Origin of the sequence: Aquipluma nitroreducens (assembly GCF_009689585.1) — a bacterium.
In the GTDB taxonomy this organism is placed as follows: domain Bacteria; phylum Bacteroidota; class Bacteroidia; order Bacteroidales; family Prolixibacteraceae; genus Aquipluma; species Aquipluma nitroreducens.
This window is the reverse complement of sequence record NZ_AP018694.1, coordinates 1-26,077: the sequence shown is the minus strand read 5'-3', so window position 1 is coordinate 26,077 and position 26,077 is coordinate 1. Positions and strand designations below refer to the sequence as shown.

The following is a 26,077-nucleotide window of genomic DNA, read 5'->3' as shown; positions in this document are numbered from 1 at the left end:
TAATTATGGACAGGCAAAATCCATATTTTCTGCATCCGTCAACGATTTATGTCAGTCGTGATTCACAATGGATCGTTACAATTCTTGGATCGTGCGTGTCTGTTTGTTTTTTCGATACAAAAAAACGTATCGGAGGAATCAACCATTATATGACGCCCTATTGGAATGGCGAAGGGTTGGAATCGCCCAAATATGGCAATGTATCAATTATACAATTATTTCAGAAAATGCTTGACTTTGGTGCAAAAAAAGAAGATATTGTATGTAAAATATTTGGAGGTGCCGAAGTATTAAGTGAACAACTTTCAGTATTTAATGTCGGACAAAGAAATATTGAATTAGCCTACAAAATGGTTGCTGAATTAGGCATTTCAGTGGTTAGTTCAAGTACTGGCGGAAAACTGGGCCGAAAAATTTATTTTAATGCTGGAACAGGTGAAGTTTTGCAAAAATATCTGGTAAAGAGTAATTCAAAATGAACCCCAATGAACAGGAAAATAAAAGTATTGATTGTTGATGATTCTGTTTCAGTGCAAAATGTGCTTCAGGGGATATTAACAAATGATCCTGAAATTGAAGTTATTGGGACAGCTTCCAATCCTTACGAAGCGGTAGCCAAAATTGCGGAGATTCTTCCGGATGTAATTACCCTTGACATTGAAATGCCACGGATGGACGGGATTACATTTTTGAGAAAACTGATGAAGCAACATCCGATCCCGGTTGTTGTCATTTCTTCTGTTGTCGGCGAAGGTTCGTACAATGGCATCCAGGCTTTAAAGCTGGGGGCGAGTGAAATCATTACAAAACCCAGATTATCCAGCCCGAAAGAGTTCGAAGAATACAGTATCCGCATTGTTGATGCCATAAAAGCTTCTGCCCAAACTATTCATATCCCTAAAAAATCGCAAAAAAAAGAAGATATTCCAATAAATAATGGGGATTCGTCTTCAGCTGATAATCAAAATAACGATCAGATTTCTGATAAATTAATCCTGATTGGTGCTTCAACAGGTGGTACCGAGGTCATTTCTAAAATACTGAAAGGTCTTCGGAACGATTTGCCCGGAATACTAATTGTTCAGCATATGCCCGGAGAATTTACAAAAGCATTTGCCAACAGGCTGAATATGGAGTGCAATCTGCAAGTAAAAGAAGCAGAGCAAGATGATGTAATTAAGCGCGGATATGCGTATATTGCAAATGGATTTCACCATCTTTCTGTTGTTAGGGAAAATGGTAAATATAAATGTAAATTGGAAATGAGTGAGTTGGTTAACAGGCATCGCCCTTCGGTGGATGTTTTGTTCAAATCAGCCAGTAAATTTCAGGGTAAAGATATAACCGCAATTTTGCTTACCGGTATGGGATCTGATGGTGCTAAAGGATTGCTTGAACTGTACAAAATTGACGCAAGAACATTTGCTCAGGATGAACAATCATCAGTTATATTTGGTATGCCCAATGAAGCGATCAAGTTAAATGCCGCAAAAATGATCGGAAATCCGGATGAATTAATAGTTTGGCTAAATACAATATTTCAGTAAAATGATGGATAAGGATCAAGGATCAAAAATTCTTATTGTAGATGATGTTCAGTTAAATCTTGATCTGATGAAAGAAATATTGTCAGACAAGGGCTACCTGATTGCAACTGCGGTTAATGGCAGATCAGCTATTGCCAAGGCAAAGGCTCATAAATTTGACTTGATATTACTTGATGTCGTTTTGCCTGATATTGATGGGTTTGAGGTCTGTTCTCACTTAAAGGCAAATTCACAGACTCAGGATATTCCAATTATTTTCCTGACAGCAAAAAAGAAAAAGACAACATCACACATGGGTTTAATCTTGGAGCAGTTGATTACATTCCTAAACCTTTCAGTAAGGAAGAACTTTTGGCCCGGGTAAACCTTCATCTGACCTTGCGTAAATATCAGGACGAACTTATTCATTCAAAAGAAATGGCTGAAGCATCAGCGCAGGCTAAAGCCAGCTTTTTGGCCAATATTTCGCATGAAATCAGAACTCCTATGAATGGAATTATTGGAATGATTGACATACTCAAACGAACTTCACTGACGCCAGAACAGCACGAATATATTGATATTATTGGTATCTCAGGCGAAAACCTGCTGATGATAATTAATGATGTGCTCGACTTTTCGAAGATTGAAGCAGGTCAGATAACTTTTGAGCACATCAGGTTTAACTTGTGGGATGAAATTAATGAGGTTGTAAAAATTCTCCGCTACAAAGCGATACAGAAGAATCTTGACCTCAGGTTTGAAATTGCTCCTGATGTCCCTCAACTTCTTATTGGCGACCCTTTGAGGCTGAAACAGGTATTGATTAATCTTTGCAACAATTCGATCAAATTTACAGCTGAAGGATTTGTACATGTATATGTGAAGCTTAAGGAAAAAAATGAAAATGCTATTCGTTTGCAATTTGATGTTAAAGATACGGGAATTGGAATTTCGCCTGAAAATCAATTGAAACTATTTAAATCGTTTGCTCAGGCCGATGTATCAACCACAAGAAAATTTGGAGGGACCGGGCTTGGACTTGCTATTTCAAAAAATTTGGTGCAGTTAATGGGTGGCGAAATAGGTATTATCAGCGAAGAAGGGAAAGGAGCTATTTTCCATTTCGAAGGTAAATTTGAAATAGCCGGGCATGAACTTACGGAAGCCGAGAATCATGAACTGGAAGAATCAGCTCACCACGATCTAAATTTGAAAATATTATTGGCTGAAGACAACGTAATTAACCAAAAAGTTGCTAAATTAAATCTGGAAAAACTTGGACATTCAGTTATTGTTGTTTCCGATGGTATTCAGGCAGTTGAGCAGTTTATAAAGGAATTACCCGATGTGATATTTATGGATGTATTTATGCCAAATATGGATGGGGTAGAGGCAACAGCTAAAATCCGAGAGTGGGAGAGAATAAATAACATAACTAATCGTGTTCCGATAGTTGCGATGACTGCCAATACAAATAAAAATGATAAAGATTTATTCGTGGCTGCTGGTATGGATGATTATGTGAGTAAACCTTTTAATGTTAGTGAGTTAGTTCGGCTTTGCGATAGGATTCATAAGCAACTGGAGCGCAAGAATATATAATTTAATATTTTGGATATGGAATTTTCTGATACAACTTATTCGTGGTTAGGAAAAACAGTATTGATCGTTGAAGACAACGAAACCAGTAATATCTATTTTGAAGCTGCATTGAGAAAAACTAAAGCAGTTTTGATTTGGGCCAGGAATGGGTTGGATGCAGTTGAAATTGTTAAAAACAAGAATCAGGTTGACCTGATTTTAATGGATATTAATATGCCCAAATTAGACGGCATTGAAGCTACACGTATTATTAAAGGCATTAATCCTGAAATTGTAATTGTTGTACAGACGGCTTTTATCCTATCCGGAGAAGAACGAATGTGCCAGGAAGCTGGTTGCGATGAGTTCATTACCAAGCCAATTCGTCTTAAATATCTTCTCGATACCCTTAATCGCTATTTAGCTTCACCCAAAGAAATATAGGCTCCAAACTTATTTTGTTTGCTTGGTTCAATCAAGGTTACAAATCCCGAAAAAAGCTTTCCTTCCCCCCAATGGGGTGGTTTAAGTTGCATTTGGTTTAACGTACAAGTTTCAAAATCTCCAGTTTTCCCATAAAAGAGCTCAAATTTTCCCGTTGCATCCGGATGGATTCGTTTCTCTATAAACATCGTTAAAACTCCCATATTCATGCGGCTGTTTATTTCGATACACGGCTGCATCAATAAGTCTTTCTGATGTTTGAAGATCATCGCGTCAACTCCCAAAAATCCACGGTGACAGTGGGCGTAGTTCGAGCTTTCCAACGCTCTGCTTGTTATTTTGGCCGTTGCGCTAATCATTTCCATTAATTCAGATGCATTTTCATCAGGTGCAATCTTCTTCAAATCCGGATGGATTAAGGTTCCCCGATACTGTCCATTCGAATTGGTTTCGAAGATTGAAAAGCCCAGATATTCAATTTTGGAGTCGGACAATACCCGAAACTGAAACGATAAATCAATCAACTTTTCGAGGTGAGGTTCTGCAATCAGGTAACTTTGTTGTTTTAATACTCCTAAAATCCATTGTTTGTTTGATGTATTCAATTTGGTATTCCGGATAATCTGAATTCCTCTTCCGGAAGAACTCATTGGAGCCTTCAGAACCAATGGTGAATGATCCCTTAAAATTAAGTCAATTTCTTCACAGGTGGTCACTTTGGAACCTGTCATTTCTTTTTTGATAAACCAGTCAGGAGCATTGTTTGCTAGTATTCCTTTTAGAAAATCAAGTGATGTAGAGCGCTCAAAGAGTAATTTATGTTCCTCTTCCCAGTTAAAAACCGGACTTTCTCTGAATTTGACAGAGCATTTTTCTTTCAGATTTTTAAGTTTGAAATGAGCTGCTGGACTCCAACCCCAGGGATAAATGGCATCAATTGAACCATTGGGAAGAGCTTCCAGTTCGGCTATACTGCAAAACTGTGGCAACGCAAATCCTGCCATACGCATTTTTTGTTGAAAATCGGGAGTAGGTTGGTTTTCGGCCAGTACAAAATCATTTTCAGTACAAAAGGCGAAAGGAAGTATTGATAAGTCGCGTTCCATTTCCTGAAGCAAAAGCGGAGGCTGATAACTGAATGATCCATTGGCAACAGCCAGTTCGCACGTTGGATTGAAATAGTAAACATTTGCCTCGGCCATAAAATTTTGCTTAAACCAGAAGGCAAATATAGAACCCAATTTGTAGCATTTTCATTTTTTAATGAAAAATAAACATCAAATTGTTTTGATTTGTAGAATTAGAATCTACATTTGCACTATAAAGTAATTACAGACAATAAAGTCTTTTTCTAATGAAACAATATTCTTCTGAAATAGCAAAAATGAATTCTTCACTGATCATGGCTCATACTATGTGTATGTGCATGTGTATGTGTTTTAATTCGACTTTTCAGAAGGTGGTCAGGATATAAGTGAATCGTTACCAAGATATTTATAAGCCCTTCTGGAAATCAGAGGGGCTTTTTTTTTGACATCAAATAGCACGAACATGAGTGAAAAATCATACCGGAGTATTGTAAAGTCGATTTCATGGCGAACCATTGGAACCATTGATACCATTATTATTTCGTTGATAATTACGGGAAAACCTACGTTAGCTTTATCGATTGGCGGAATTGAAGTGTTTACCAAAATGGCTCTGTATTACTTTCATGAACGAACCTGGAATCGGATCAATTTTGGCCGGATTAAGAAAATAGATTCAGACTATCAAATATAATCAAGTGTATGGAAAAGAACTATTTACCTATAGCAATCGATATTTCGAACAGTAAAATATTGATCATTGGCGGCGGGCAGAGCGCTTTGAAGAAAATCAGGATTTTGCAGCGCTCTGGTGCAAATATCGAAGTGGTGGCCGGGAATATCGTCGACGAAGTTTATGCTTCAGGTGTAATTTGTCACCTGAAAAAGTATGAAAAAAGCGATTTGAACGGCTATCTGATGCTTTATTCCTGCACAAATAACGAAACGCTTGACAAGCAGATTGCGGAGGATGGGAAAGAGGCCGGTGTTTTGGTTAATGTTCATGATAATCCAACTCTTTGTCAGTTTGTTTCCCCGGCAATTTATCGCGATGGAAATCTGTCGGTTGCTGTAAACTCAAATGCTGAAAATGTTTACGAAGCAATTCGAGTCAGGAATCTGATTCAGGAATATTTAGAAAATCTTAAAAACACACAAATATGAGCATTCAATTGAGTCCATTAAATGAACAGCAGTTAAACGCCTTGACCAGCTTGACTGCCGGTTTAAACCGAGAGCAATTGCTCTGGATAAATGGTTATTTCCAGGGATTTTTGGCTTCTTCCGGAACTACTCAGCAGGTTGTTAAAAGTCAGCCCAAAAGCGATAAACAGCTGAAAATACTTTATGGTACACATACCGGACGAAGTAAAATCATTGCCGGAAAACTGGCCGGAAAGCTTGCCAATCGTGGCGTCGAAGTCGTTTCGGTTGCTCTGGACGATTACAAGACCCGACAATTGATCTCGGAAACCAATGTGGTTTTCATTGTAAGTACTCATGGCGAAGGCGAGCCACCTGCAATGGCTGAAGATTTTCATGGTTTTATTACCGGAAAACGTTCGCCAAAACTGCCCAATCTAAACTATTCGGTGGTGGCATTGGGCGATAGGAGTTACAAGTTTTTTTGCAAAACAGGAATCGATATCGATCAGGCTTTAGAAAAATCAGGGGCAAATTCTATTTTGCCAATTCTGACTTTAGATGTTGATTTTGATGAAGAAGTAGATCGCTGGATTGCTGATTTTACTGATGTTTTTGCCGAAATTCCGACTGATAATACTCCATCAAATATTCAAAATAGTACTGAAAACATTGAAAATTACACGCGAAAGAATCCTTTCCTTGCCACTGTTGTTGACAAAGTGAAAATTACTGGTCGCGATTCGGATAAGGAAGTTTATCATGTAGAGCTTTCGCTTGAGGGATCTGGAATTACTTACGAACCTGGTGATTCTGTGGGTATTCTGGCCAACAATCCACCTCAGTTGGTCGATGACATTCTCAATCATTTAGGTTTCGATGGAACTGAGTCAGTAACCATTAAAGACGGTGTCTTTTCGCTATTGGAGGCCTTGTCAAACCACTTGGAAATTACTGTTATTAATCGGGATGTGATTCAGAAATATCAGGCAAAGACCGGAAACAATGAGTTGCATAAAGTAATTGAAAATGAGGAACTTCTTGATCGATATTTATATGGAAACGATGTTCTTGACCTTTTGGAAGACTTCCCATTCTCATTCTCAGCACAGGATTTAGCTGATGTTTTACGGGCATTTCCTGCGCGTTTGTATTCTATTTCTTCAAGTCAGGCAGCTGTTGGCGATGAAGTCCATATTACGGTATCAACAGTTCGCTATTCAAATAAAGGCCGTTTACGCGGTGGAGCCTGTTCAACTTATTTAGCCGACCGCATTGAAATTGATTCGCAGGTTACGGTGTTCATCGAAAAGAATCCGGCATTCAAGCTTCCGGAAAATGAAGAAACACCCGTGATCTTGATTGGAGCAGGTACCGGAGTTGCACCATACCGAGCATTTTTGCAACAACGCGAGGCCAACAATCAGAAAGGAAAAACCTGGTTGTTCTTTGGCGAACGACGTTTTCATTCCGACTTTTTATACCAGGTCGAATGGCAGAAGCTCCTAAAAGAAGGCTATCTCGAGAAAATTGACGTTGCTTTTTCGCGTGATCAGGAGGAAAAAATATACGTGCAAACCCGTTTGATCGAAAAGCAAAAGGAAGTTTTTGAATGGCTGAAAAATGGTGCAAACATTTACCTCTGTGGCGATATGAAACAAATGGCTCACGATGTACAAAACACTTTACTCAGGATATTTGAAACACAAGGCGGATTGACAGAAGAAAAAGCGCTGGAATACCTGAAAACCCTGAAAAAGGAGAAACGTTTTCAAACGGATGTGTATTAAACCGGAATTCAATGTTAAAAGATTTAAACAATAGTAATTAATAACAATAAAAAATGAACAAAGTGAGTTTTGAAATGTATCTTAGTGGTATAAATACTTACTTGTTCGTACGTATAAAAACTGACTGAAGATGAACGATACTATTAATTGGGATGAACTTTCAGAGTTAGAGCGAATCAAATACGAAAGTAATTACCTCAGGGGTACTTTGGTTGAGAGCCTAGCCGATCCGATAACCGGATCAATTGCTTATGCCGATACCCAGCTCTCAAAGTTTCACGGTTTGTACCAACAGTTCGACCGTGATTTGGAAAAAGAACGCAAACGCCAGAAACTGGAACCGGCCTATTCTTTCCTGATTCGGGTGAGGCTTCCCGGTGGAGTTGTAACTCCAAAGCAATGGCTGCAAATGGATGAAATCTCGGAGCAATATGCCAATCATACGCTGAAACTGACTACGCGTCAGGCTTTTCAGTTACATGGTGTGATTAAATCGAATCTGAAGAAAACCATCCAGGGAATCAATACCGCATTGCTGGACACAATTGCAGCTTGTGGCGATGTGAACCGAAATGTGATGAGTCATCCCAATCCGTCAGAGTCGGAGTTGCATGCCGAAGTTTATGAAACTGCGCGTCGCATCAGTGAGCATTTATTGCCATCGACTACTGCATATCATGAAATCTGGCTCGATCAGAAACTGATAGCCGACAGCAAGAAAGATGTCGAACCGATTTACGGAGACCGCTATCTGCCAAGGAAATTTAAGATCGCGATTGCAATTCCGCCATACAACGATTCTGATGTTTTTTCGCAGGATCTGGGTTTTATAGCCATTGTCGGGAATAACCGGATTATTGGCTATAATGTGGCAGTTGGCGGCGGAATGGGCACTACTTTCGGAATGCCTGAAACTTATCCGCGATTGGCCGAAGTGATTGGTTTTTGCACTCCTGAGCAGGTGATTGATGTGGCTGAAAAAGTGGTTTTGGTGCAGCGCGACAACGGAAACCGTCAGAACCGTAAAATTTCAAGGCTGAAATATACGATTGACCGATTAGGAATCGAAGCGTTTAAAGCTGAATTGTACAATTATCTTGGATACGAACTTCAGGAAGCTAAACCGTACGCTTTTACACGAAATGGTGATCGTTTGGGCTGGAAGAAAGGTACCGATTCGAAATGGAGCCTTTCGCTTTTTGTTGAAGGTGGCCGGGTTGCCGACCGGAACGGTTTTAATCTGAAATCGGCGCTCCGTGAAGTGGCTCAACACATCAATGGCCAATTTATTCTGACAGGAAATCAAAATTTGATCATTGCTAATGTAACGGCTGATGAAAAGAATACAGTGGGCGAAATCCTGAAAAATAATGGGGTTTTGCCTGGCGAAATTTCAGGATTACGTCAGAATTCAATCGCTTGTGTAGCGCTCAATACCTGTAGTTTGGCGTTTGCCGAAGCAGAAAGGTACTTGCCATCACTGGTCAGCAAAATTGAATCGATTTTGAATCAGCACGACTTGTTTCAGGAAGAAATCGTGATTCGTATGACCGGTTGCCCGAACGGTTGTGGTCGGCCATATTTGGCTGAAATTGGGTTTGTCGGAAAATCGGAAGGACACTATAATCTTTATTTGGGCGGAAATTTTAATGGGACCCGCCTCAATACGCTCTACAAGGAAACGCTTACCGAAGATGATATTCTGGCTGAATTAGATCCCATCATTGCCGATTACGCAACGAACCGAAACACAGGGGAAAAGTTTGGCGATTTTGTTATCCGTAAGCAATATGTAAATGAAATAGTGAAAGGAAGTGATTTCAGACATTAAAAAATATTTTATCATGAAGACACCCGTATTTTTTATCGGCGAAAAACTCTCAGCAGTTACTCGCCAGTGGTTGCAAAAGCAACACGTTCAATACATTGAACAACCTTTTTTTCGTATCGAGTACAAAAAACCAAATCTGTCATTTTTTAGCACAATGACAAATACCCGCAAGCAATGGGTTATTACCAGTGTTTATGCGGCTCATTGGTTGATCAGATTCCATTCACAGATTGGCTTGGGCGAGTCGGATCGTTTGTACTGCTGGTCTGAAAAGGAAGCCGGGATTCTAAAAGACCTCAATCTGCCAATTTCGATTTCTTCGTATTCCAATATATCCGATTTAGCTGAGAATGTGATTAGTCAAAATCAGGGCGACTCTGTTTTGTTTTTGCGTGGCGACAAGCTGCATAGCGAAATAACCTCAGTGTTCTCCGTATTTCCTCTTCAATACTCTGAAATTGAGGTGTATAAGAACACGCCGATTGAGAAATTTGTAAGTGGAATATTCGACGCTTATCTGTTTTTTAGTCCTTCGAGCATCGAGAATTTCAAAGCATCGGGTAATTTCACAAATCAAACCTCGCTCATTTTGGCTAACGAAAATTCGACAGCAAGAGCTGCCTGGCGAGTATTCGATAATAAAGTTTATCTTTCGCCTGAACAGGAAGAGTTGTCGTTTGTTCAAGATTCGATAGCGCGCTGGAAGAAAGAAAACATTTAACAAATCTGGATGAAGTCGGGAACAGTTTCAATTTTGGGATGCGGTTGGTTGGGAGTAGCTCTGGGAAAACATTTACGGAATCGACGATTTTCGGTAAAAGGCTCGGTTACTTCTCCTGAAAAGTTTGGACTGCTTCGTACTTCAGGCATTGTGCCATTCCGGATTGTGTTGAATGAAAACAATGTAGAAGTTGATGACCCTGCATTTTTTGAAACTGATGTGCTGGTTATTGCCATTCCTCCTCGTCGTATTGATGAGATTGAGCGTATATTTCCAACTCAGATTGCGCAACTGATTCCAATCATCCTGAAGTCAGGTATCCGAAAGGTGATTTTCATTTCATCAACGTCGGTTTATCCTGAAAATTTAAAGACGGCACATGAAAGTGATGTGCTTTATCCGGACAAAGCAAGCGGAAAGGCCTGTTTGGCTGCTGAGAATCTGTTGAATAATCTGACCGATTTTGAAACGACAATTCTGCGGTTTGGCGGATTAATTGGTGCCGATCGAAATCCGGCACGTTTTCTCCTGAAATCTGCTCGTCCAGTTGCAAATATTCCGGTGAACTTGATTCATCAGGATGATTGCATCGGCATAATTGATGCAATTCTGGAAAAAGATCTATGGGGAGAAACATTGAACGCCTGCTGTCCGGAACATCCGCTCAAAAAGGATTTCTACGGAAAGGCAGCTCAAATTTCAGGCTTTCCTGCACCACTGATTTCTGATGAAGCTGAAGCTTATAAAATAGTTGACAGCAGTAAATTAGCACGATTACTTAAATATAAGTTTAAATACCCAAGTCCGATGGATTACCTCGATAGCCTGGTGACAAGTAAAAAGTAAAAAGTCAATGGAAAAGAGTTGACGAAACGAAATTTTTCAATAATCCTAATTGCTTTTTCGTTCATAACTCATAATTCATAATTCTGAATGGGTTCACTCATTTCTATAGTTGGCGCTGGTCCCGGTGATCCGGAATTACTGACCATTAAAGCATTGAAACGCATTCAGGACGCTGACTGTATATTACACGACGCGCTGGTTAGTGACGAGATAATGAATCTGGCTAAACCTGATGCTCAGCGGATTTACGTTGGGAAACTGTATCAGGATGGGCAAGATCAAACCGATCGTCAGGAATGGATCAACCAGTTGATTATTGAATTGGCGGGTAAAGGACAAAAAGTGGTTAGGCTAAAATCGGGCGATCCGATGATTTTTGGCCGTGGCGCCGAAGAAATCAGGTTTTGCATTGAAAACAGTTTGAATTACGAAGTTATCCCCGGTGTGACTTCCGCACTTGGAGCTGCTTCTTTGTATGGCATTCCACTCACCGAACGAGGCAAGAACAGCATGGTTTTGTTTGGTACCGGTCACTATTGCGAAGGTGATTTCTGCGATCTGGAAACATTCGTTTCGGTGCTAAAATCGGGTTCTCCCATTATTTTCTTTATGGGCCTCAATAAACTGGTCCGGTTGGCCCAACGATTAATGGATCAGGCCATTTCTCCGGAAATAAAAGTTCAGATTTTAAGCAAAGTTTCGCAGCCCGACTCGGTAGCTTTCGAAGGTACGCTCGGAAACATTGCCCAGATACTGGAGACCGAAAAGCCACCTATGCCTGCCTTGGTTATTATTGGCAAAAATGTGGAGCGATTGAGTAAGTAAACGCTGAGGATCAAAAAACGAGTGTTGTGATGTGCGTCTAATGAAGGAAAGTCATTCCGAACTTGTTTCGGAATCTGTTATCTATCAATAGATGCTGAAATAAATTCAGCATGACAGTGAACACAACACTAGGCTACTTCCAGACTTCTTTTTGATTTCCGGTACAGGTAAGAATTAAAAATATTCCTCTTTGCAAACCGCAATTGTTTATCCGAATTCACCAATTTAATGTACACACTTTTCGGAACACCGAAATATTCGTAGGTGGTGCCATCCAGAAAAGTAACTTCAAGTAAAAGTCCTTTGTGTTTGAAATCAGCGATATTCGATTCGGATGTAATGGTGTTGTATTCTTCTAAATTAGCAGCTATCGTTTCAGGCGCAATACTCACCAGAAAATGATACGCATCAATGATTTGACGGCTTTTCAATTCGGCCTCTTTTGCCATTTCTTCTTCCTGAAACTTGTCGGGATGCCATTCTTTTACCAAATTCCGGTATGTCGATTTTAATGTTTTGAGGTCGGTGTCAGCTTCAACATTGAACAATTTCTTGTATTCATTAATACGCTTCATAGATGCTTCTTTCTTAATTTTCTGATCTTTAACAAAACCTTGGGTATCGTTACCCGGCTTTTTTAACAAGGCGCAAAATTACCCTTTTAAAAGTCTTGAATGCTATGTAATTGTTAAATGTCAGTCGATCTGGAATTTATGGTTCCTGACTTGTGACACTTTTGATTTTTCCACAGAGATCAATTTTTAAATTCCACATTATTAACAATTTAGCAATTAATATTTATTGATTTCACCGCACTAACGCCTAATTTTGCGGTATGTATTCAGTACGAAAAGTCAAAACTAAGTCGGGATCTGTTGCGGTTCAGGTTGTCAGGTATGTTGGTCACAGATCGATTGTAGGCAAACATATTGGTAGCGCCAAAGACCAGATAGAAGAGGCTGTTTTGAGGCAAAGGGCATTGGAATGGATCGATGAACAAACCGCCCAGTTATCGTTGTTCCCTGCCCAAAAACAAAAACTTTTAGTTGTAGACAGGGGCGAATGCATTGGGGTGACGCACCACTTTGCTTTTCGGTTCTTCATGGGCTGTTTCGATGAATGCGGTTTATCCCATCTTCCCCGCCTGTTGCTTGATCTGGCCATTATGCGCCTTATCGAGCCTGCTTCAAAACTCCGCTCTGTTGAACTGCTGGGATATTACTTCGGCATTAAATATTCTCAACGGATTTACCGCAATATTCCAAAGTTGTCAGCATACAAGGCAGATATTGAGCAATGTGCTTACAGGGTGGCACAACAGAAGTTCAATGAACCTTTCTATTTTGTGCTGTACGATGTTACCACATTGTATTTCGAGTCGTTTAAGGCCGATGAGTTTAAAATACAAGGGTTCTCAAAGGACAACAAGTCACAGCAACCCCAAATTGTCATCGGGCTGCTGGTAACACAAACAGGGTTTCCACTGTCGTATCAGGTTTTTGCAGGCAACACATTCGAAGGAAAGACAATGCTCCCGGTTGTGGAAACGTTTACCTCAGCCCACCCGCAGACACGGCCAATTATTGTAGCCGATGCCGCAATGCTGGATGAAGAAAGGCTTGCCGAACTCAGGGAAAAGAAACTATCGTACATTGTTGGTGCACGGCTGGCCAATGCGGAACTTGGATTGGTAAAACAAATCCATGCAACATTGAACGGGAAACACGGTGCCATAGCCCGCTTTCCATCGCGATACGGTTATTTGGTGTGCGATTTTTCACTCAAACGGTATAAAAAGGAATTGAACGAGCTAAACAAGCTTGTTCAAAAAGCCGAAGAGCTGGTGGCAAAGCAGTCACTGAAAGTGAAGGCTCAATTTGTCAGGAAGGTTACTAAAGAAAAAATAGAACTCAACACGACATTGATAGAAAAAAGGAGGCTGTTGCTTGGAATTAAGGGGTATTGCACCAACTTGCCCGAACAACAACTGTCCAACCAAATGGTCATAGACCGTTACCACCAGCTCTGGCACATTGAACAATCGTTCCGCATGAGTAAGTTTGATTTGCAAACCCGCCCAATATACCATCAAAAACAAGAAGCGATCAAGGCTCACGTACTGATTTGTTTTGTCGCTCTGATAGCAGAAAAATACCTGGAAATAATCACCAAATTATCATTGAGGGAAATCCGGTTCCTTGTCTGGAACATAACAGAAACCCATATTCAAGACCGATTGACCAAACAAACATTTGTCTTCCGATCCCCCACAAAGGAAATCATGAATAGCCAACTTGCAAACCTTATTACCAAATGGAATCTGCTACCGCACTAAATGTCACAAGTCAGGAAATGTCAGTCGATCTGGAATTTATGGTTCGATGTCATTTTGTTAAGAAAACAACTGAAAAGTTCGTCATTGCGAGGAACGAAGCAATCTTTAAATCAACAGATTGCTTCACTTCGTTCGCAATGACGACACTGACTAAACGACATCGGGTTATGATTAGCTATTTTATCTTTCCGGAAAGACTATGCCGAGTTTAATCGGTCACATCAGGTTCAAAGAAGCTCCATTGAATGGCCGGGTTGTGCTTTTTCAACTCTACTTCGCACCGGTTAATGTTCTGAATCAGTTCGTCAACCGTTTCTGTATTTTCCATCTTTGCTTTTACAGCGACCATAATTTGTTCTCCCAATTGAAGTGTGATCAGGTTCAATACCGATTTTACTTCAGGCTGAGCTTCCAGAAAATCAATGATCTCTTGCCGAACTTCAGGAGCGATGCTTTGTCCGATGAGTAATCCTTTGATTTTAACCGCCAGAAATATGGAAATAACAACCAGCAAAGCGCCGATTCCAATACTGCCAATGGCATCGTAAATTGGGTTTCCGGTAATCATGGACAAAACAACTGACAGAAGTGCAAAAGCCAAACCAAGCAACGCCGCAACATCTTCGCCCATTACCACAACCAATTCGCTTTTGCGACTATTCCTGAACCATTTCCACAAACTTTGGCCATGCCTGATTTTGTTTATTTGGGTAATGCAGCCCCAAAGCGAAGCCCCTTCGAGCAGCATACTTACCGATAGCACTGCGATGGCAATGTACGGATTGCTTATTTCTTCGCTCGAATTGAGTTTATGAACACCTTCGTAAATCGAAAACAAACCGCCCATGCTGAATAAAATCAGGGCCACGATAAACGACCAGAAATAGATGGCTTTCCCGTGTCCCAGTGGATGATCGATGGTTGGTGCTTTCTTCGCGTTTTTTAGCCCCACAAACAGCAATCCCTGGTTGCCACAGTCGGCAAACGAGTGGATCGATTCGGCCAGCATGGCTCCCGAGCCGGTTATGATTGCGGCAACCGTTTTGGTAATGGCAATGCCCAGGTTGGCCAGCAAAGCAAATATGATCGATTTTACAGATGAACTTTGGTGCGACATGGGTGAGTTGTAGTGTTATTTGTTTAAGTTGGCAAATTTAGGATTTTTGGGTTAATGAAGCGTGAAAATCAAACTTACGAATAGTTTGCTTTTATTACGCCAAAATTACTCTATTTGCCAGCTTACGGGAGCCGCGGAAAGAGAAGTCATAGTTTATCGAAGTGCTCACTCCCCCCGCTACTAGATTGTCCGTTCGTGCTTTTTTATATTTCTATATACTTTTTCCGGAGCACTATTTTGGATATTAGCGGGCTGGCAATAAGCTACATGCGGAGTGGGCGGATTGCGGGAAATTTCCTGTCAAGCAGAAAAGCAGTTTGGGCGAAAAAATGCCCACCGAAAACCACTGCTGCCGCACAGGGCGGGTAGTTGAAGTTATATAAAGTATTCTTTTAGTTGTTTATTGTCAAATATTCTCCCGGTATTCAAATCTAAATCTCCTCGAATAACAAAGGTATCTTTACCATCGATTATCTCTTTTACAACCTTTGCCCCATTTCTTTCAATTATTGGGCTTATCTGATCGTTCTTTTCCAGCCATTCTTCATATCCTTTTATCGAAGGTCCTCCAAGATTGATAGCAAACTCGAATCCATAATAAAGAAAAATAAAATAAGATTCTCTGCGGTGATTTAATAATAAATCATATCCGAAACCCGCCATAACGAGTTCACCAGTCACTGGGTGGCACATCTTTGTCTCAATAGGATAAAGCTTTCTCATACTGTAAGTCCATTCTATCGAATTATTACCAGTTTTTGCAAAATTTCTAATAGGGTCGTAATGATCTGAATCAATTAAAAATTCTATTAAATCTTTGTTCTTTAGAAATCGAAATGCTAAAAATTCTAATCCCATTTTAGCTAAAAATCTTGACATTTCCTTTTTCGGAGGATCAAATTCAAGTTTAAAAATAAATGGACTAAAAACCTCCCCATTAGCCGCTTTATCTATCTGGATTTCTAATTTGTTTCTGAATTTTTCCTCCTCTGGTTGGATTATGAACTTTCCATTTTTACCAATTTTCAATGAAATGTCAACATCTTCTCCAGCAATAATGCCTTTAACCGAGGGTAATTTACCTTTCTTATTAGGAACTTGATACCACGCCCTAATGTTTCTAAATGATGGATGAGTCAATAATGGTCTTTCTACTTTGTTAGAGAAATAGTTATTGCATTTATCACAAACCAATCCTTGTGGTAAAACAATGGTTTTACTACCCAATGATTCAGGTATCACATGCTCAACGCTTTTTGAATTAGTACTTTCACTTTTACAGAAAATGCATCGCATACCATTTAATATTTTGCAAAATTTGAATGTTTCATCAAATATAAGCCACTTTTCCCATCTTTTCCTTCTGTTAAGCAGCTTTATTTGAGCCACTTTTCTATTGATGGATTGGTAAAATGCTCGCCGCCACTCACCCTGAAGAGTTTTTTGCCACACGAGTTAAAGTTCTGGGCGTCCTGCTAAAGTTTCTGGTTTCCCTGTTAAAGATTTAGCCGTCTTGTAGGTTTTCTAGCCGTCCTGCTAATGGTTGTTGTGTCCTTTCGCGGGTTACAGCGTTTTTTTACGTATTTACATAGATTTTACTCTTGACTGATTCGGTGAAATGTACAGAACGCTAATGTACCGGCTTTCTAAAATTTTATCTTTGCGACTTGTTCGTTTATAAAAGGAAAAGTATGCTAAAGAAAATAATGTTGCTGGGTTCGGGCGAGTTGGGAAAAGAGTTTGTAATTGCCGCCAAACGCCTTGGCCAAACAGTGATTGCCGTTGATAGTTATGCTGGAGCTCCGGCCATGCAGGTTGCCGATCAGTTCGAAGTGATTAATATGCTCGATGGCGCTGAGCTCGACCGCATCGTGGACAAACACCGACCCGACCTGATTGTGCCTGAAATTGAAGCCATTCGTACCGAACGTTTTTACGATTACGAAAAAGCAGGAATTCAGGTGGTTCCTTCGGCCAAAGCGGCCAATTTTACCATGAATCGCAAGGCTATTCGCGATCTGGCTGCCCAGGAACTTGGTTTGAAAACTGCCAATTATCGTTACTCGAAAACTTTTGAAGAGCTGAAGGCTGCAGTAGCTGAGGTTGGAATGCCATGCGTGGTTAAACCACTGATGTCGTCGTCGGGTAAAGGACAATCGACCATCAAAAGCGAGGCCGACTTCGAAAAGGCATGGAATACGGCTTCAGATAAAGGGCGCGGCGACTTAAACGAAGTGATTGTTGAAGCTTTTGTTCCTTTCTTAAGCGAAATTACGCTGCTCACTGTGACTCAGAAAAATGGCGAAACACTATTTTGCGCACCAATTGGTCACCGTCAGGAACGTGGCGATTACCAGGAAAGTTGGCAGCCGGTATTCCTTCCTGAAGGTTTTGAAGAAGAAGCCCGCCGCATGGCTGCGATGGTAACCAAAGCTTTGGGAGGCGTTGGTATTTGGGGTGTTGAGTTTTTTATCGTTGAAGAAGGTGTGGTGTTTTCAGAATTGTCGCCTCGTCCGCACGATACCGGTATGGTAACTTTGGCCGGAACGCAAAATCTCAGCGAATTTGAATTGCATTGCCGGGCTGTTCTGGGCTTACCTATTCCTGAAATCAGGCAGGAAAAAGCGGGAGCCAGCGCGGTTATTCTTTCAGGTATCGAAACCATTTCTCCGGAATATGCGGGTATTGATTTGGTGTGTCAAAATTCGCATGCTGATGTCCGGATATTTGGGAAAGAGACCGCCCGCATTCATCGTCGTATGGGCGTGGTAGTCGTAAATGCTGAACTTGGTACTGATGTGTTGGAATTAAAGCAAACCGCCCGAAATCTTGCTGATCTGGTAGAAGTGAAGCCTTCAAAATAATAGAGACCCCTTCAAACGAAAGAGGCTGTCAGGTTTTAATTCCGACAGCCTCTTTCGTATTTTATGTCATGTGTTTATTACGGTTTTTGATTTCGGATTTTGCTATTCCTGATTCCGTAGGTAAAATAAATGGCAAACCCAATGGCCATCCAAATAATCAGCCGAAGCCAGGTATCTAAAGGAAGCGAAGCCATCTGCAAAATACAAATGCCGGCGCCCAAAATCGGAACAAGTGGAACGAACGGAGTTTTAAATGTTCGTTCAATATCTGGACGTTTCACCCTCAGAACGATAATTCCGATACAAACGATAGCAAATGCCAGCAAAGTACCAATCGAGACCAATTCGCCGAGAATATTAATTGGCAGAATTCCTGCAATAATCATGGCTACAAATCCTGTAACTAAAGTACTGACATGTGGCGTTTTAAAACGTGGATGAACTTTTGCAAAAATGGGTGGTAAAAGCCCGTCTTTAGCCATCGAGAAGAAGATTCGTGGCTGACCCAATAACATGACCAGAATGACTGAACTAAGTCCGGCGATTGCTGCAATCTTAATAATCGGTCGTAACCAGAAAAGGCCTTCGCCCATGGCATTAACACCAACTGCAATAGGGTCGGCCACGTTCAGAAAGGTATAACTTACGATACCGGTTAACACAATGGCAACAAAAATGTAGAGCAGTGTCGAAATTCCCAGGGATCCTAAAATTCCGATAGGCATATCACGTTTCGGGTTTTTAGCTTCCTGCGCCGCCGTTGAAACGGCATCGAAGCCAATGTATGCAAAGAATATAACCGCAGCTCCGCGGAAGATTCCACTCCAGCCATAATGCCCCCATTCGCCTGTGTTCTTTGGAATGAATGGATGCCAGTTGGCTTTATTTACAAACATGAATCCGATTCCTATGAACAACAGAATAACAAACACTTTAATGACGACCATGGTATTGTTGAACTTTGCCGATTCTTTGATTCCAATCAGAAGTAAAAGCGAAATTGCTGCTACAACAAACATTGCTGGTAAGTTCAGGATACCAGTAAGATGTGGCAGGCTGTCGATAGAAATCCCTGTGTCAGCTAAATTCCGGGTTAGTTCAGGAGTCAACGATTTCCACCCAGCTTGTGGCACGTCCACCATAACAGTTCCCATAGCTGCCGTAAATTGTGCCGGAATGCTAATGCCAAAGTCTTTCAGGAAGCTTACTACATAGCCCGACCAACCCACTGCAACTGTTGATGCAGCAAAAAGGTATTCCAGAATTAAATCCCAGCCAATGATCCAGGCCACAAATTCGCCCATCGTGGCATAAGCGTAAGTATATGCACTACCCGAAATCGGGATCATTGAAGCAAACTCGGCATAGCACAAGCCTGCAAACAAACAGGCAAGTCCGGAAATCAGGAACGAGATAACAATTGCAGGACCAGCATATTGAGCAGCAGCCTGACCCGTTAATACAAATATTCCGGCACCAATAACGGCACCAATTCCTAAAGTTGTAAGGTTAAATGCGCTTAACGATTTTCGCAGGCCGTGATCGGAATTGGATTCGGCCATTAATAGTGATAAAGGTTTTGTAAGAAATAATTTGGACATTGGGTCTATTTTTGAAGACTCAAAAATAGCTTTTTTGTTTAATAAATCAGTTGTCCTGGTAATTTGTTGGGGGGTATTTGGCTTTTTTATTAAATATAAATGTTTTGAATGCAGCGTAGAAGAATGGAATTAACGTTACGATGATGAGTCCAAGGAAAACAATCTCGAAATTATCTTTAATCCAGGTCAATTCTCCAAGAAAGTATCCGGTTAAGGTAAAGAAAGGCACCCAAATTGCCGACCCAATAATGGTATATTGTTTAAAAATCGGAAAATCAAACGAGACTGTTCCGGCAAAAAAAGGAATATAGGTTCGGATTACCGGAAAGAAACGGCCAAAGATAATTGACTTTTTCCCGTGTTTGTGGTAAAATTCACGAGTTTTGACAATTGAGGGAACCAGATATTTTTGGATGAGTTTTCGATGGCTGCGCTCAATACGGTGTCCGATCAACGCTCCAATCTGGTAATTAAAATGATTTCCCAATATTGCTGCGAAAATTAAGATCGGCACCAACACCCAGATACTCATGTCAGAAGAAGCTGCAATTACACCTGCAGAGAAAAGCAACCCATCGCCAGGCAAAAATGGAAAAACAATTAATCCGGTTTCCAGAAAGATAATCAGGAATAAAACCAGATAAGCTTCCCAAACGTTTTCGTCAACCAAGGCAAAAATGGCCTCGTTGGTATGAAAGAGTATGTGGTAAATTTGTTCCAGCATCTTATTCGTTGAATTAATTGACTTGTGTCTCGCCCAAAATAAATGGTGTAGTTTACAGAACGTATAAAATTACTGCAAATTACACCATCTAAACAAACTTAAGCCAAACTTGATGCGGATTCTACGAACTATTTCAGTTAATTTTTCTAAACACGTGTTAATCCTGAGATTAATTGCTTCGCTGAACTAAAAGCAATCGGCCAATAAATCACAAACTTTAGCCAGAAATTCATTGTCCTTGTTGGTAAATGGAGCAGGAGAGTGGCTGTCGATGTCGAGTTCGGCTACAAATTTCCCATTTTTTAAAACGGGTACCACAATTTCCGACTGAACTTCCAATCCACACGAAATATAGTTTTCAACCTGAGTCACATCCTGAACTACCATGGTTTGGCCACTGGCGGCTACCTGCCCGCAAATCCCTTTCCCCACAGCAATGTGGGTGTGCTGTGTTGGCTTTCCTACAAATGAGCCCAAAACAAGCTCATCCTTTTTCTGATCTAAAATGTAAAAGCCTACCCAGTCGTAATGATAAACTTCCTGTTTCAAAAGTTCGCAAATCCGCAGCAAAAGGTCTTCCGGATTAATTTTTACCAATGCGGCAATCTTTTGATATACTTCTTCAAAATTAGTTGTAATCGTCATATTCTTATTCTGTTTTCACCTTTAATATACTGGAAAAAGTCAATAGTCATTGGGAAAATGTTTTATAGATTTTTTTCGAATGACTGATGACTTTTTCCAATTTACTTGATTACCATCTGGTCTTCGTGAGTAATCTTTTCGCAGTATTTACATTTCAAATCTAACGGATTTTTTGAAATGACCGTAAAATGAGTGGTAATTTCCTCGTTGTTGGTGATGCATTTCGGGTTAAAGCATTTCACTATTCCGATTACTTTGTCGGGAACTTCAACCACCCGCTTTTCAACCACTTCGTAATCACGGATAATATTCAGCTTGGCATTCCGTGCAATGAGCGAAATTTTGTTGATCTCGTCATCTTCAAAAAATACGTCGGAAAGCTTGATGATGGCTTTGCTGCCTAATTTTTCGCTCTCGAAATTGGCTCCAAAGGTAATTTGCGATTTCACATTTTGAAGTCCCAGAATGGAAATAACCTTAAACAGATTTTCGGAAGGAATATGATCGATTACAGTGCCGTTGTTGATTGCACTGACTTTTAGTTTGAGTTTCTTTTTTAAACTATCGGGCATGGCTGTAATTATTTAAGGTTGAGAATATGGGCAATAATGGCCTGACGGGTGTAAACACCGTTGCGGGCCTGTTCAAAATAATAAGCTTTCTCGTTGCTGTCAACATCCGGATGTATTTCGTTGACGCGGGGAAGCGGATGCAGAATACGCATATTTGGCTTGGTATTAGCGAGCATATTGTTCCGGAGAATATAAACATTTTTCACTTTTTCGTATTCAATCGGATCCATAAAACGCTCTTTCTGAACGCGGGTCATGTAAATAATGTCGGCGTGATTGATATTCTCGTTGATTTCGGTGTGCTCGAAATAACGGATACCCTTTTCTTTCAGGAAAAGTTTGTATTCTTCGGGCATGGCCAGTTCATCAGGAGCAATGAAGTTAAAAATCGGGTTCTCGAATTGAGACATAGCCATCAGCAGGGAATGAACGGTGCGTCCGTATTTCAGGTCGCCAATCATGAAAATATTGATGTTATCGAGGGTTCCCTGTGTTTTCAGGATCGAATACATGTCGAGCAGTGTTTGGGTGGGATGTTGATTGGCGCCATCGCCAGCATTGATCACCGGAACATCGGCCACTTCGGCTGCATACCGCGAGCTGCCTTCCAGCGGGTGGCGCATCACAATTAAATCGACATAATTGCTCACCATTCTCGTGGTGTCGTGCAAAGTTTCGCCCTTCGAAACGCTGGATGATCCGGCATCCGAGAATCCGATAATTCGGCCGCCCAAACGGTTGATTGCTGTTTCGAAGCTAAGCCGGGTGCGGGTCGATGGTTCAAAAAACAAAGAAGCTACTACTTTTCCTTCAAGCAATCTCTGGTTGGGATTTTTCTCAAAATCAGCCGCGAGTTCTAAAATTCGCAGGTAGTCTTCTTTTGAATAGTCAGTAATCGAAATTAAATCTTTCTTCTTCATTTTATGTGATGTGTTTTAAAGATGGTAAAGCAAAAAAAAAACCAACAGAAAGGATATTTCTGTTGGTTTTTAAGTATTTCCGGCGAAACCGGATAAAATAATGTTGAGCTAAATTGTTATCATGATGGAAACAAAACAGGGAATTTGGGAAAAACTTTTCCCGGTGAAGAGTTTCACTGGAAAAGTGGGAATATTGTCTGATCAGGTGTTCCATCAAAATCCAAAATTAGAGTGTTTTTGCAATCTATTCTAAATAGTCGTTTATTAGTTATGAAAAGGTTATTAACACCATTAATTTCGGGTGCAAGATTGAAATCTATGGCAATTCGGTAACCTTCAAACCTTCTATTTTGTTCAGCCCTTCTTCAATCCGGCTTAGTTCACTCAACCTAATGTGTGTTTTGATCCGACATCTCAAATCGAACTGCGGGTCAATCTGGGGAAGCTTTTCATCTTTGAATAGTTTCATTACATCGTTCATTACCCCGTAATCAAACTCAATTAGAAGTTGCTTCTCTACAAGTTTCTCAACGATTTCGGCCTGATTGATAGCATCGAGGGCTGCGTTGCGATACGCATTAATTAAACCACTCACACCCAATAAAGTTCCGCCAAAATAACGAACAACTACGATCAGAATATTGGTCAGATCGAAACTCTGTATTTGCCCCAAGATTGGCTTTCCGGCGGTCGACGAAGGCTCGCCGTCATCATTGGCTCTGAAAAGCAATTTCTCGTGTCCTAACCGCCAGGCATAGCAATGGTGTCGCGCCGAATAATGTTCCTTCTTTATACCCTGAACAATTTCTTTAATCTGATCTTCGGAAGTAACAGGATAAGAATAGGCAATAAATTTGCTGCCTTTATCCTTGAAAAGTCCCTCCGCAGGGTTCGAAATCGTTTTGTATGTATCTTCCATCAGAAATTCATTAAAATCAGAATGGCAATAACAGCCATGAAAACTCCGGCAAAGTTAACTCTTGAAAACTTTTCTTTAAAGAATACTAATCCAATAAAGATGGAAAATAATACAATACAGATGTTATTCAATCCAAAAACTACAGAACTATCAAGTTTGCTATTGTTTAAAGCCAATATAAAGAAGTACAATGAGCCAAAATTAGCGATTCCCAAAATTGTCCCGCCAATCAATTCCGCAATAGAAATGTTCTTTGAAAGCGACTTTGGTTTTATCAAGATGAATATCAAACCAAGAATCAGGGCAGAAAGGAAAACTACTGCTGAAAACAACAAACTCATGCTGTTTGGCACATGGTATGTTTGCGCAAACTTTACGATCGAATCGGTTATTCCTGATCCCAGAAAAATGGCAATTGGTAAAATGATCAGTTTAATGTTTTTTGCTTTATCAATTGGTCGGTAACTGGTAAGAATGACAGCGATGGTGGCCAATACCAATCCCGAAATTTTAAGAACGGTTGTTTTCTCTGAAAAATATAGAATGGAGAATAAAATTGGAATAACCATTGACAATTTCCCTGCAATGGTAGTAACTGCCACTCCGGAAAGGCGGGTTGAATAACCGATCAGAAAAAACATCAGGATAAAAGAGAACCCAATCAATAGGGCAAATGGAAGCCAATTTGAAGTAAAAACATTCAGGATTGAAATGGGGTGGCGGTTGAAGCTAAAACCGAGAATGGCAGCCACCAGATAATTGACTGTAATCAGCTTGATCAGGTTGGTTTTAAACCGCTCAGTAACTTTGAAGGTGATGAAAATTACTGATGACGAAAGGATGCTCAGCAAAAGATAAATCATCTGATGTGATTTTATATACAAGAAAAAAGCAGATCGAAATTGACCTGCTTTATATCTGTTACAATTTTAATTTCTTTTCAATCTCGTCGACACAAAGTTTAAATGCTTTGTCTGTTTCTTTCAGGTTGTTCACTGTTTTGCAGGCATGTAACACGGTGGCGTGGTCTTTATGCCCGATTTGTGAACCGATGGATGCCAGCGACGATTTGGTCATGTTTTTCGAGAAGTACATAGCCAGTTGCCGGGCCTGAACAACTTCGCGTTTGCGGGTTTTTGCCTGAAGCGAATCGACCGGCATATTGAAATAATCGCAAACTACTTTGGAAATGTAGTCGATCGATAATTCGCGTTTCGAGTTCTTAACTAGCTTGTTAATCATCTCGCTGGCTAATTCAATGGTGATTTCTTTACGGTTCAGTGTCGACTGAGCCAAAAGAGAAACGAGTGCTCCTTCGAGTTCCCTGATGTTATTTGTAATGTGAGAAGCAATGTATTCCAATACTTCGTCAGAAATTTCGATTCCGTCTTTGTAGATTTTGCGCCTCAAAATATCCATTCTGGTTTCGAAACCAGGTTGTTGCAAATCGGCAGTCAAACCCCATTTGAAACGTGATAGTAAGCGTTGTTCAAGTCCTTTTAATTCAATCGGTGGCTTATCGGATGTCAGAATAAGCTGTTTCCCGCTTTGATGCAAATGGTTGAAAATATGGAAAAAGGTTTCCTGAGTTTTTTCCTTTCCGGCAAATTCCTGAACATCATCAATAATCAGAACATCAATCATCTGATAGAAATTCAAAAAGTCGTTCCGGTTGTTGTTCCTTGTGGCTTCAGTGAATTGAGTCTGAAATTTATTTGAATTGACATACAATACGACTTTGTCAGGATGGCGTTCCTTCACTTCAATTCCAATGGCGTGAGCCAAATGAGTTTTTCCAAGGCCTGAATTGCCGTAGATCATCAGCGGATTGAAGGCAGTGCCTCCCGGATTTTGGGAAACAGCATATCCAGCGCTTCGGGCCAAACGATTACATTCGCCTTCAACAAAATTATCGAACGTGTTATCCAGACGTAATTGTGGATCAATCTGGATTTTTTGAATTCCGGGAATAATAAATGGATTCTTTATCGATGATTTTCCTTCACTTTTCAGTGGGATGCTCATTGGTTTATTCTGAATCTTGCTGTTGTTGTTTGTCGGATATTTGACGGTGTATGGTTGTGAGTTACTTTGATTGTTACCCATAACCACAACGTATTCGAGCTTGGCACCAACCCCAACTTCTTTTCTCAGTGTTTTTCTGAGTAAATCGATGTACTGTTCTTCGAGATATTCATAAAAAAATGGACTTGGAACTTGAATTGTAAGTACTTCATCATCCAGATTAACCGGAACGATTGGTTCAAACCATGTCTTAAAACTGATGCCTGGTACGTTGTCGCGAATGACTGAAAGACAACGATCCCAAACCAAACGATGATCATTAATCATTTTGGAGCCGGATATTAAAAAATTTGACAAAACTATATTCCCTGATTATTTTTCCCTGAAACAAATTTTGTGAAAAAAAATGTAGAAAAAAAATGGATTTATACTTGACTTTTATAAAAATAAGATAAGGTCTTTAAGGCTCAGGCATTTAAAAATAAAAAATATTTTAATATTTTTTTAATGTGGCTAAATTGCTGATTATGAGCATGTTTGTTAGAGTGATAATTTAA

26 protein-coding genes are annotated in these 26,077 nt (G+C 40.3%); 14 read left to right on the top strand and 12 right to left on the bottom strand.

Annotated features, from left to right (window positions below; translation table 11 throughout):
- Positions 1–5 precede the first annotated feature (5 nt).
- Genes AQPE_RS00130 through AQPE_RS00110 form a run of 5 tightly spaced genes read left to right on the top strand, consistent with a single transcriptional unit; the run spans position 6 to position 3,554 of the window.
- Positions 6–479 carry a chemotaxis protein CheD gene (locus AQPE_RS00130; RefSeq protein WP_318349008.1) on the top strand — a complete coding sequence of 158 codons (474 nt, stop codon included), beginning with the start codon at positions 6–8 and terminating at the stop codon, positions 477–479.
- Positions 480–485: 6 nt separating this feature from the next.
- A complete protein-coding gene (locus AQPE_RS00125; RefSeq protein WP_318349007.1) occupies positions 486–1,547 on the top strand; it encodes a protein-glutamate methylesterase/protein-glutamine glutaminase in 1,062 nt (353 codons plus the stop codon).
- Position 1,548: 1 nt separating this feature from the next.
- On the top strand, positions 1,549–1,911 hold the full coding sequence (locus AQPE_RS00120) for a response regulator (RefSeq protein WP_318349006.1): 363 nt from the start codon (positions 1,549–1,551) through the stop codon (positions 1,909–1,911).
- Positions 1,912–1,925: 14 nt separating this feature from the next.
- On the top strand, positions 1,926–3,131 hold the full coding sequence (locus tag AQPE_RS00115; protein WP_318349005.1) for an ATP-binding protein: 1,206 nt from the start codon (positions 1,926–1,928) through the stop codon (positions 3,129–3,131).
- A 15-nt stretch (positions 3,132–3,146) separates the two neighbouring features.
- Positions 3,147–3,554 (top strand): response regulator, encoded by a 408-nt coding sequence (locus AQPE_RS00110; RefSeq protein ID WP_318349004.1) that lies wholly within the window; start codon positions 3,147–3,149, stop codon positions 3,552–3,554.
- On the opposite strand, the gene AQPE_RS00105 is transcribed toward AQPE_RS00110, so the two are convergent.
- Complete coding sequence (locus tag AQPE_RS00105) at positions 3,527–4,756, bottom strand: hypothetical protein (RefSeq protein WP_318349003.1); 1,230 nt, start codon at positions 4,754–4,756, stop codon at positions 3,527–3,529. The genes AQPE_RS00110 and AQPE_RS00105 overlap by 28 nt on opposite strands.
- A gap of 349 nt (positions 4,757–5,105) precedes the next feature.
- On the opposite strand from AQPE_RS00105, the gene AQPE_RS00100 reads away from it, so the two are divergent.
- The 7 genes from AQPE_RS00100 (at position 5,106) to cobA (ending at position 11,798) form a co-directional block, all read left to right on the top strand.
- Positions 5,106–5,336, top strand: a complete 231-nt coding sequence (locus AQPE_RS00100) for a DUF2061 domain-containing protein (protein ID WP_318349002.1) — start codon at positions 5,106–5,108, stop codon at positions 5,334–5,336.
- Positions 5,337–5,344: 8 nt separating this feature from the next.
- Complete coding sequence (locus AQPE_RS00095; RefSeq protein ID WP_318349001.1) at positions 5,345–5,806, top strand: precorrin-2 dehydrogenase/sirohydrochlorin ferrochelatase family protein; 462 nt, start codon at positions 5,345–5,347, stop codon at positions 5,804–5,806.
- The gene (locus AQPE_RS00090; protein WP_318349000.1) at positions 5,803–7,575 is read left to right on the top strand and encodes an assimilatory sulfite reductase (NADPH) flavoprotein subunit; all 1,773 of its coding nucleotides are present in this window, start codon (positions 5,803–5,805) and stop codon (positions 7,573–7,575) included. The genes AQPE_RS00095 and AQPE_RS00090 overlap by 4 nt, the downstream gene beginning before the upstream one ends.
- A 130-nt stretch (positions 7,576–7,705) precedes the next feature.
- A complete protein-coding gene (gene cysI / locus AQPE_RS00085) occupies positions 7,706–9,406 on the top strand; it encodes an assimilatory sulfite reductase (NADPH) hemoprotein subunit (RefSeq protein ID WP_318348999.1) in 1,701 nt (566 codons plus the stop codon).
- 13 nt (positions 9,407–9,419) lie between these two features.
- Positions 9,420–10,127 (top strand): uroporphyrinogen-III synthase, encoded by a 708-nt coding sequence (locus AQPE_RS00080; protein ID WP_318348998.1) that lies wholly within the window; start codon positions 9,420–9,422, stop codon positions 10,125–10,127.
- A 9-nt stretch (positions 10,128–10,136) separates the two neighbouring features.
- Positions 10,137–10,973, top strand: a complete 837-nt coding sequence (locus AQPE_RS00075) for a Rossmann-fold NAD(P)-binding domain-containing protein (protein ID WP_318348997.1) — start codon at positions 10,137–10,139, stop codon at positions 10,971–10,973.
- Positions 10,974–11,060: 87 nt separating this feature from the next.
- Entirely contained in the window at positions 11,061–11,798 is a 738-nt protein-coding gene (gene cobA / locus AQPE_RS00070; RefSeq protein ID WP_318348996.1) for a uroporphyrinogen-III C-methyltransferase, read from the top strand.
- 128 nt (positions 11,799–11,926) lie between these two features.
- Here cobA and AQPE_RS00065 read toward each other — a convergent pair whose 3' ends face one another.
- Entirely contained in the window at positions 11,927–12,373 is a 447-nt protein-coding gene (locus AQPE_RS00065; protein ID WP_318348995.1) for a KTSC domain-containing protein, read from the bottom strand.
- 260 nt (positions 12,374–12,633) lie between these two features.
- Between AQPE_RS00065 and AQPE_RS00060 the strand changes: the two genes are divergently transcribed.
- Positions 12,634–14,133, top strand: coding sequence for an IS1634 family transposase (locus tag AQPE_RS00060; protein WP_318347493.1), 1,500 nt, complete (start codon positions 12,634–12,636; stop codon positions 14,131–14,133).
- A gap of 208 nt (positions 14,134–14,341) precedes the next feature.
- Here the strand turns inward: AQPE_RS00060 and AQPE_RS00055 are convergent, their stop codons facing one another.
- Together AQPE_RS00055 and AQPE_RS00050 are read right to left on the bottom strand one after the other, a co-directional pair.
- A complete protein-coding gene (locus AQPE_RS00055) occupies positions 14,342–15,250 on the bottom strand; it encodes a cation diffusion facilitator family transporter (protein WP_318348994.1) in 909 nt (302 codons plus the stop codon).
- 375 nt (positions 15,251–15,625) lie between these two features.
- On the bottom strand, positions 15,626–16,639 hold the full coding sequence (locus AQPE_RS00050) for an HNH endonuclease (RefSeq protein ID WP_318348993.1): 1,014 nt from the start codon (positions 16,637–16,639) through the stop codon (positions 15,626–15,628).
- A 302-nt stretch (positions 16,640–16,941) separates the two neighbouring features.
- On the opposite strand from AQPE_RS00050, the gene purT reads away from it, so the two are divergent.
- Positions 16,942–18,114, top strand: coding sequence for a formate-dependent phosphoribosylglycinamide formyltransferase (purT, locus tag AQPE_RS00045; RefSeq protein WP_318348992.1), 1,173 nt, complete (start codon positions 16,942–16,944; stop codon positions 18,112–18,114).
- Positions 18,115–18,191: 77 nt separating this feature from the next.
- On the opposite strand, the gene AQPE_RS00040 is transcribed toward purT, so the two are convergent.
- The 8 genes from AQPE_RS00040 to dnaA form a co-directional block, all read right to left on the bottom strand.
- Positions 18,192–19,715, bottom strand: a complete 1,524-nt coding sequence (locus tag AQPE_RS00040) for an amino acid permease (protein WP_318348991.1) — start codon at positions 19,713–19,715, stop codon at positions 18,192–18,194.
- A 46-nt stretch (positions 19,716–19,761) separates the two neighbouring features.
- Positions 19,762–20,439, bottom strand: coding sequence for a DedA family protein (locus AQPE_RS00035; RefSeq protein WP_318348990.1), 678 nt, complete (start codon positions 20,437–20,439; stop codon positions 19,762–19,764).
- A 186-nt stretch (positions 20,440–20,625) separates the two neighbouring features.
- On the bottom strand, positions 20,626–21,084 hold the full coding sequence (locus tag AQPE_RS00030; protein ID WP_318348989.1) for a GAF domain-containing protein: 459 nt from the start codon (positions 21,082–21,084) through the stop codon (positions 20,626–20,628).
- 101 nt (positions 21,085–21,185) lie between these two features.
- On the bottom strand, positions 21,186–21,656 hold the full coding sequence (pyrI, locus tag AQPE_RS00025; protein WP_318348988.1) for an aspartate carbamoyltransferase regulatory subunit: 471 nt from the start codon (positions 21,654–21,656) through the stop codon (positions 21,186–21,188).
- Between the two features lie 8 nt (positions 21,657–21,664).
- Positions 21,665–22,576 carry an aspartate carbamoyltransferase gene (pyrB, locus tag AQPE_RS00020; RefSeq protein WP_318348987.1) on the bottom strand — a complete coding sequence of 304 codons (912 nt, stop codon included), beginning with the start codon at positions 22,574–22,576 and terminating at the stop codon, positions 21,665–21,667.
- 316 nt (positions 22,577–22,892) lie between these two features.
- Positions 22,893–23,495, bottom strand: coding sequence for an IMPACT family protein (locus tag AQPE_RS00015; RefSeq protein WP_318348986.1), 603 nt, complete (start codon positions 23,493–23,495; stop codon positions 22,893–22,895).
- The gene (locus AQPE_RS00010; RefSeq protein WP_318348985.1) at positions 23,495–24,358 is read right to left on the bottom strand and encodes an EamA family transporter; all 864 of its coding nucleotides are present in this window, start codon (positions 24,356–24,358) and stop codon (positions 23,495–23,497) included. The genes AQPE_RS00015 and AQPE_RS00010 overlap by 1 nt, the downstream gene beginning before the upstream one ends.
- 58 nt (positions 24,359–24,416) lie before the next feature.
- The gene (dnaA, locus tag AQPE_RS00005; protein WP_318348984.1) at positions 24,417–25,847 is read right to left on the bottom strand and encodes a chromosomal replication initiator protein DnaA; all 1,431 of its coding nucleotides are present in this window, start codon (positions 25,845–25,847) and stop codon (positions 24,417–24,419) included.
- Positions 25,848–26,077 lie beyond the last annotated feature (230 nt).

Bases quoted from the DNA above. Each gene is read 5' to 3' on its own strand.
- AQPE_RS00060 (WP_318347493.1), top strand. From the start codon at position 12,634: ATGTATTCAGTACGAAAAGTCAAAACTAAGTCGGGATCTGTTGCGGTT.
- purT (WP_318348992.1), top strand. From the start codon at position 16,942: ATGCTAAAGAAAATAATGTTGCTGGGTTCGGGCGAGTTGGGAAAAGAG.
- AQPE_RS00055 (WP_318348994.1), bottom strand. From the start codon at position 15,250: ATGTCGCACCAAAGTTCATCTGTAAAATCGATCATATTTGCTTTGCTG.
- AQPE_RS00095 (WP_318349001.1), top strand. From the start codon at position 5,345: ATGGAAAAGAACTATTTACCTATAGCAATCGATATTTCGAACAGTAAA.
- AQPE_RS00010 (WP_318348985.1), bottom strand. From the start codon at position 24,358: ATGATTTATCTTTTGCTGAGCATCCTTTCGTCATCAGTAATTTTCATC.
- AQPE_RS00035 (WP_318348990.1), bottom strand. From the start codon at position 20,439: ATGCTGGAACAAATTTACCACATACTCTTTCATACCAACGAGGCCATT.
- AQPE_RS00100 (WP_318349002.1), top strand. From the start codon at position 5,106: ATGAGTGAAAAATCATACCGGAGTATTGTAAAGTCGATTTCATGGCGA.
- AQPE_RS00030 (WP_318348989.1), bottom strand. From the start codon at position 21,084: ATGACGATTACAACTAATTTTGAAGAAGTATATCAAAAGATTGCCGCA.
- AQPE_RS00110 (WP_318349004.1), top strand. From the start codon at position 3,147: ATGGAATTTTCTGATACAACTTATTCGTGGTTAGGAAAAACAGTATTG.
- AQPE_RS00090 (WP_318349000.1), top strand. From the start codon at position 5,803: ATGAGCATTCAATTGAGTCCATTAAATGAACAGCAGTTAAACGCCTTG.
- AQPE_RS00065 (WP_318348995.1), bottom strand. From the start codon at position 12,373: ATGAAGCGTATTAATGAATACAAGAAATTGTTCAATGTTGAAGCTGAC.
- AQPE_RS00130 (WP_318349008.1), top strand. From the start codon at position 6: ATGGACAGGCAAAATCCATATTTTCTGCATCCGTCAACGATTTATGTC.
- AQPE_RS00120 (WP_318349006.1), top strand. From the start codon at position 1,549: ATGATGGATAAGGATCAAGGATCAAAAATTCTTATTGTAGATGATGTT.
- cysI (WP_318348999.1), top strand. From the start codon at position 7,706: ATGAACGATACTATTAATTGGGATGAACTTTCAGAGTTAGAGCGAATC.
- cobA (WP_318348996.1), top strand. From the start codon at position 11,061: ATGGGTTCACTCATTTCTATAGTTGGCGCTGGTCCCGGTGATCCGGAA.
- AQPE_RS00075 (WP_318348997.1), top strand. From the start codon at position 10,137: ATGAAGTCGGGAACAGTTTCAATTTTGGGATGCGGTTGGTTGGGAGTA.
- AQPE_RS00105 (WP_318349003.1), bottom strand. From the start codon at position 4,756: ATGGCCGAGGCAAATGTTTACTATTTCAATCCAACGTGCGAACTGGCT.
- pyrB (WP_318348987.1), bottom strand. From the start codon at position 22,576: ATGAAGAAGAAAGATTTAATTTCGATTACTGACTATTCAAAAGAAGAC.
- AQPE_RS00040 (WP_318348991.1), bottom strand. From the start codon at position 19,715: ATGTCCAAATTATTTCTTACAAAACCTTTATCACTATTAATGGCCGAA.
- AQPE_RS00015 (WP_318348986.1), bottom strand. From the start codon at position 23,495: ATGGAAGATACATACAAAACGATTTCGAACCCTGCGGAGGGACTTTTC.
- AQPE_RS00080 (WP_318348998.1), top strand. From the start codon at position 9,420: ATGAAGACACCCGTATTTTTTATCGGCGAAAAACTCTCAGCAGTTACT.
- pyrI (WP_318348988.1), bottom strand. From the start codon at position 21,656: ATGCCCGATAGTTTAAAAAAGAAACTCAAACTAAAAGTCAGTGCAATC.
- AQPE_RS00125 (WP_318349007.1), top strand. From the start codon at position 486: ATGAACAGGAAAATAAAAGTATTGATTGTTGATGATTCTGTTTCAGTG.
- dnaA (WP_318348984.1), bottom strand. From the start codon at position 25,847: ATGATTAATGATCATCGTTTGGTTTGGGATCGTTGTCTTTCAGTCATT.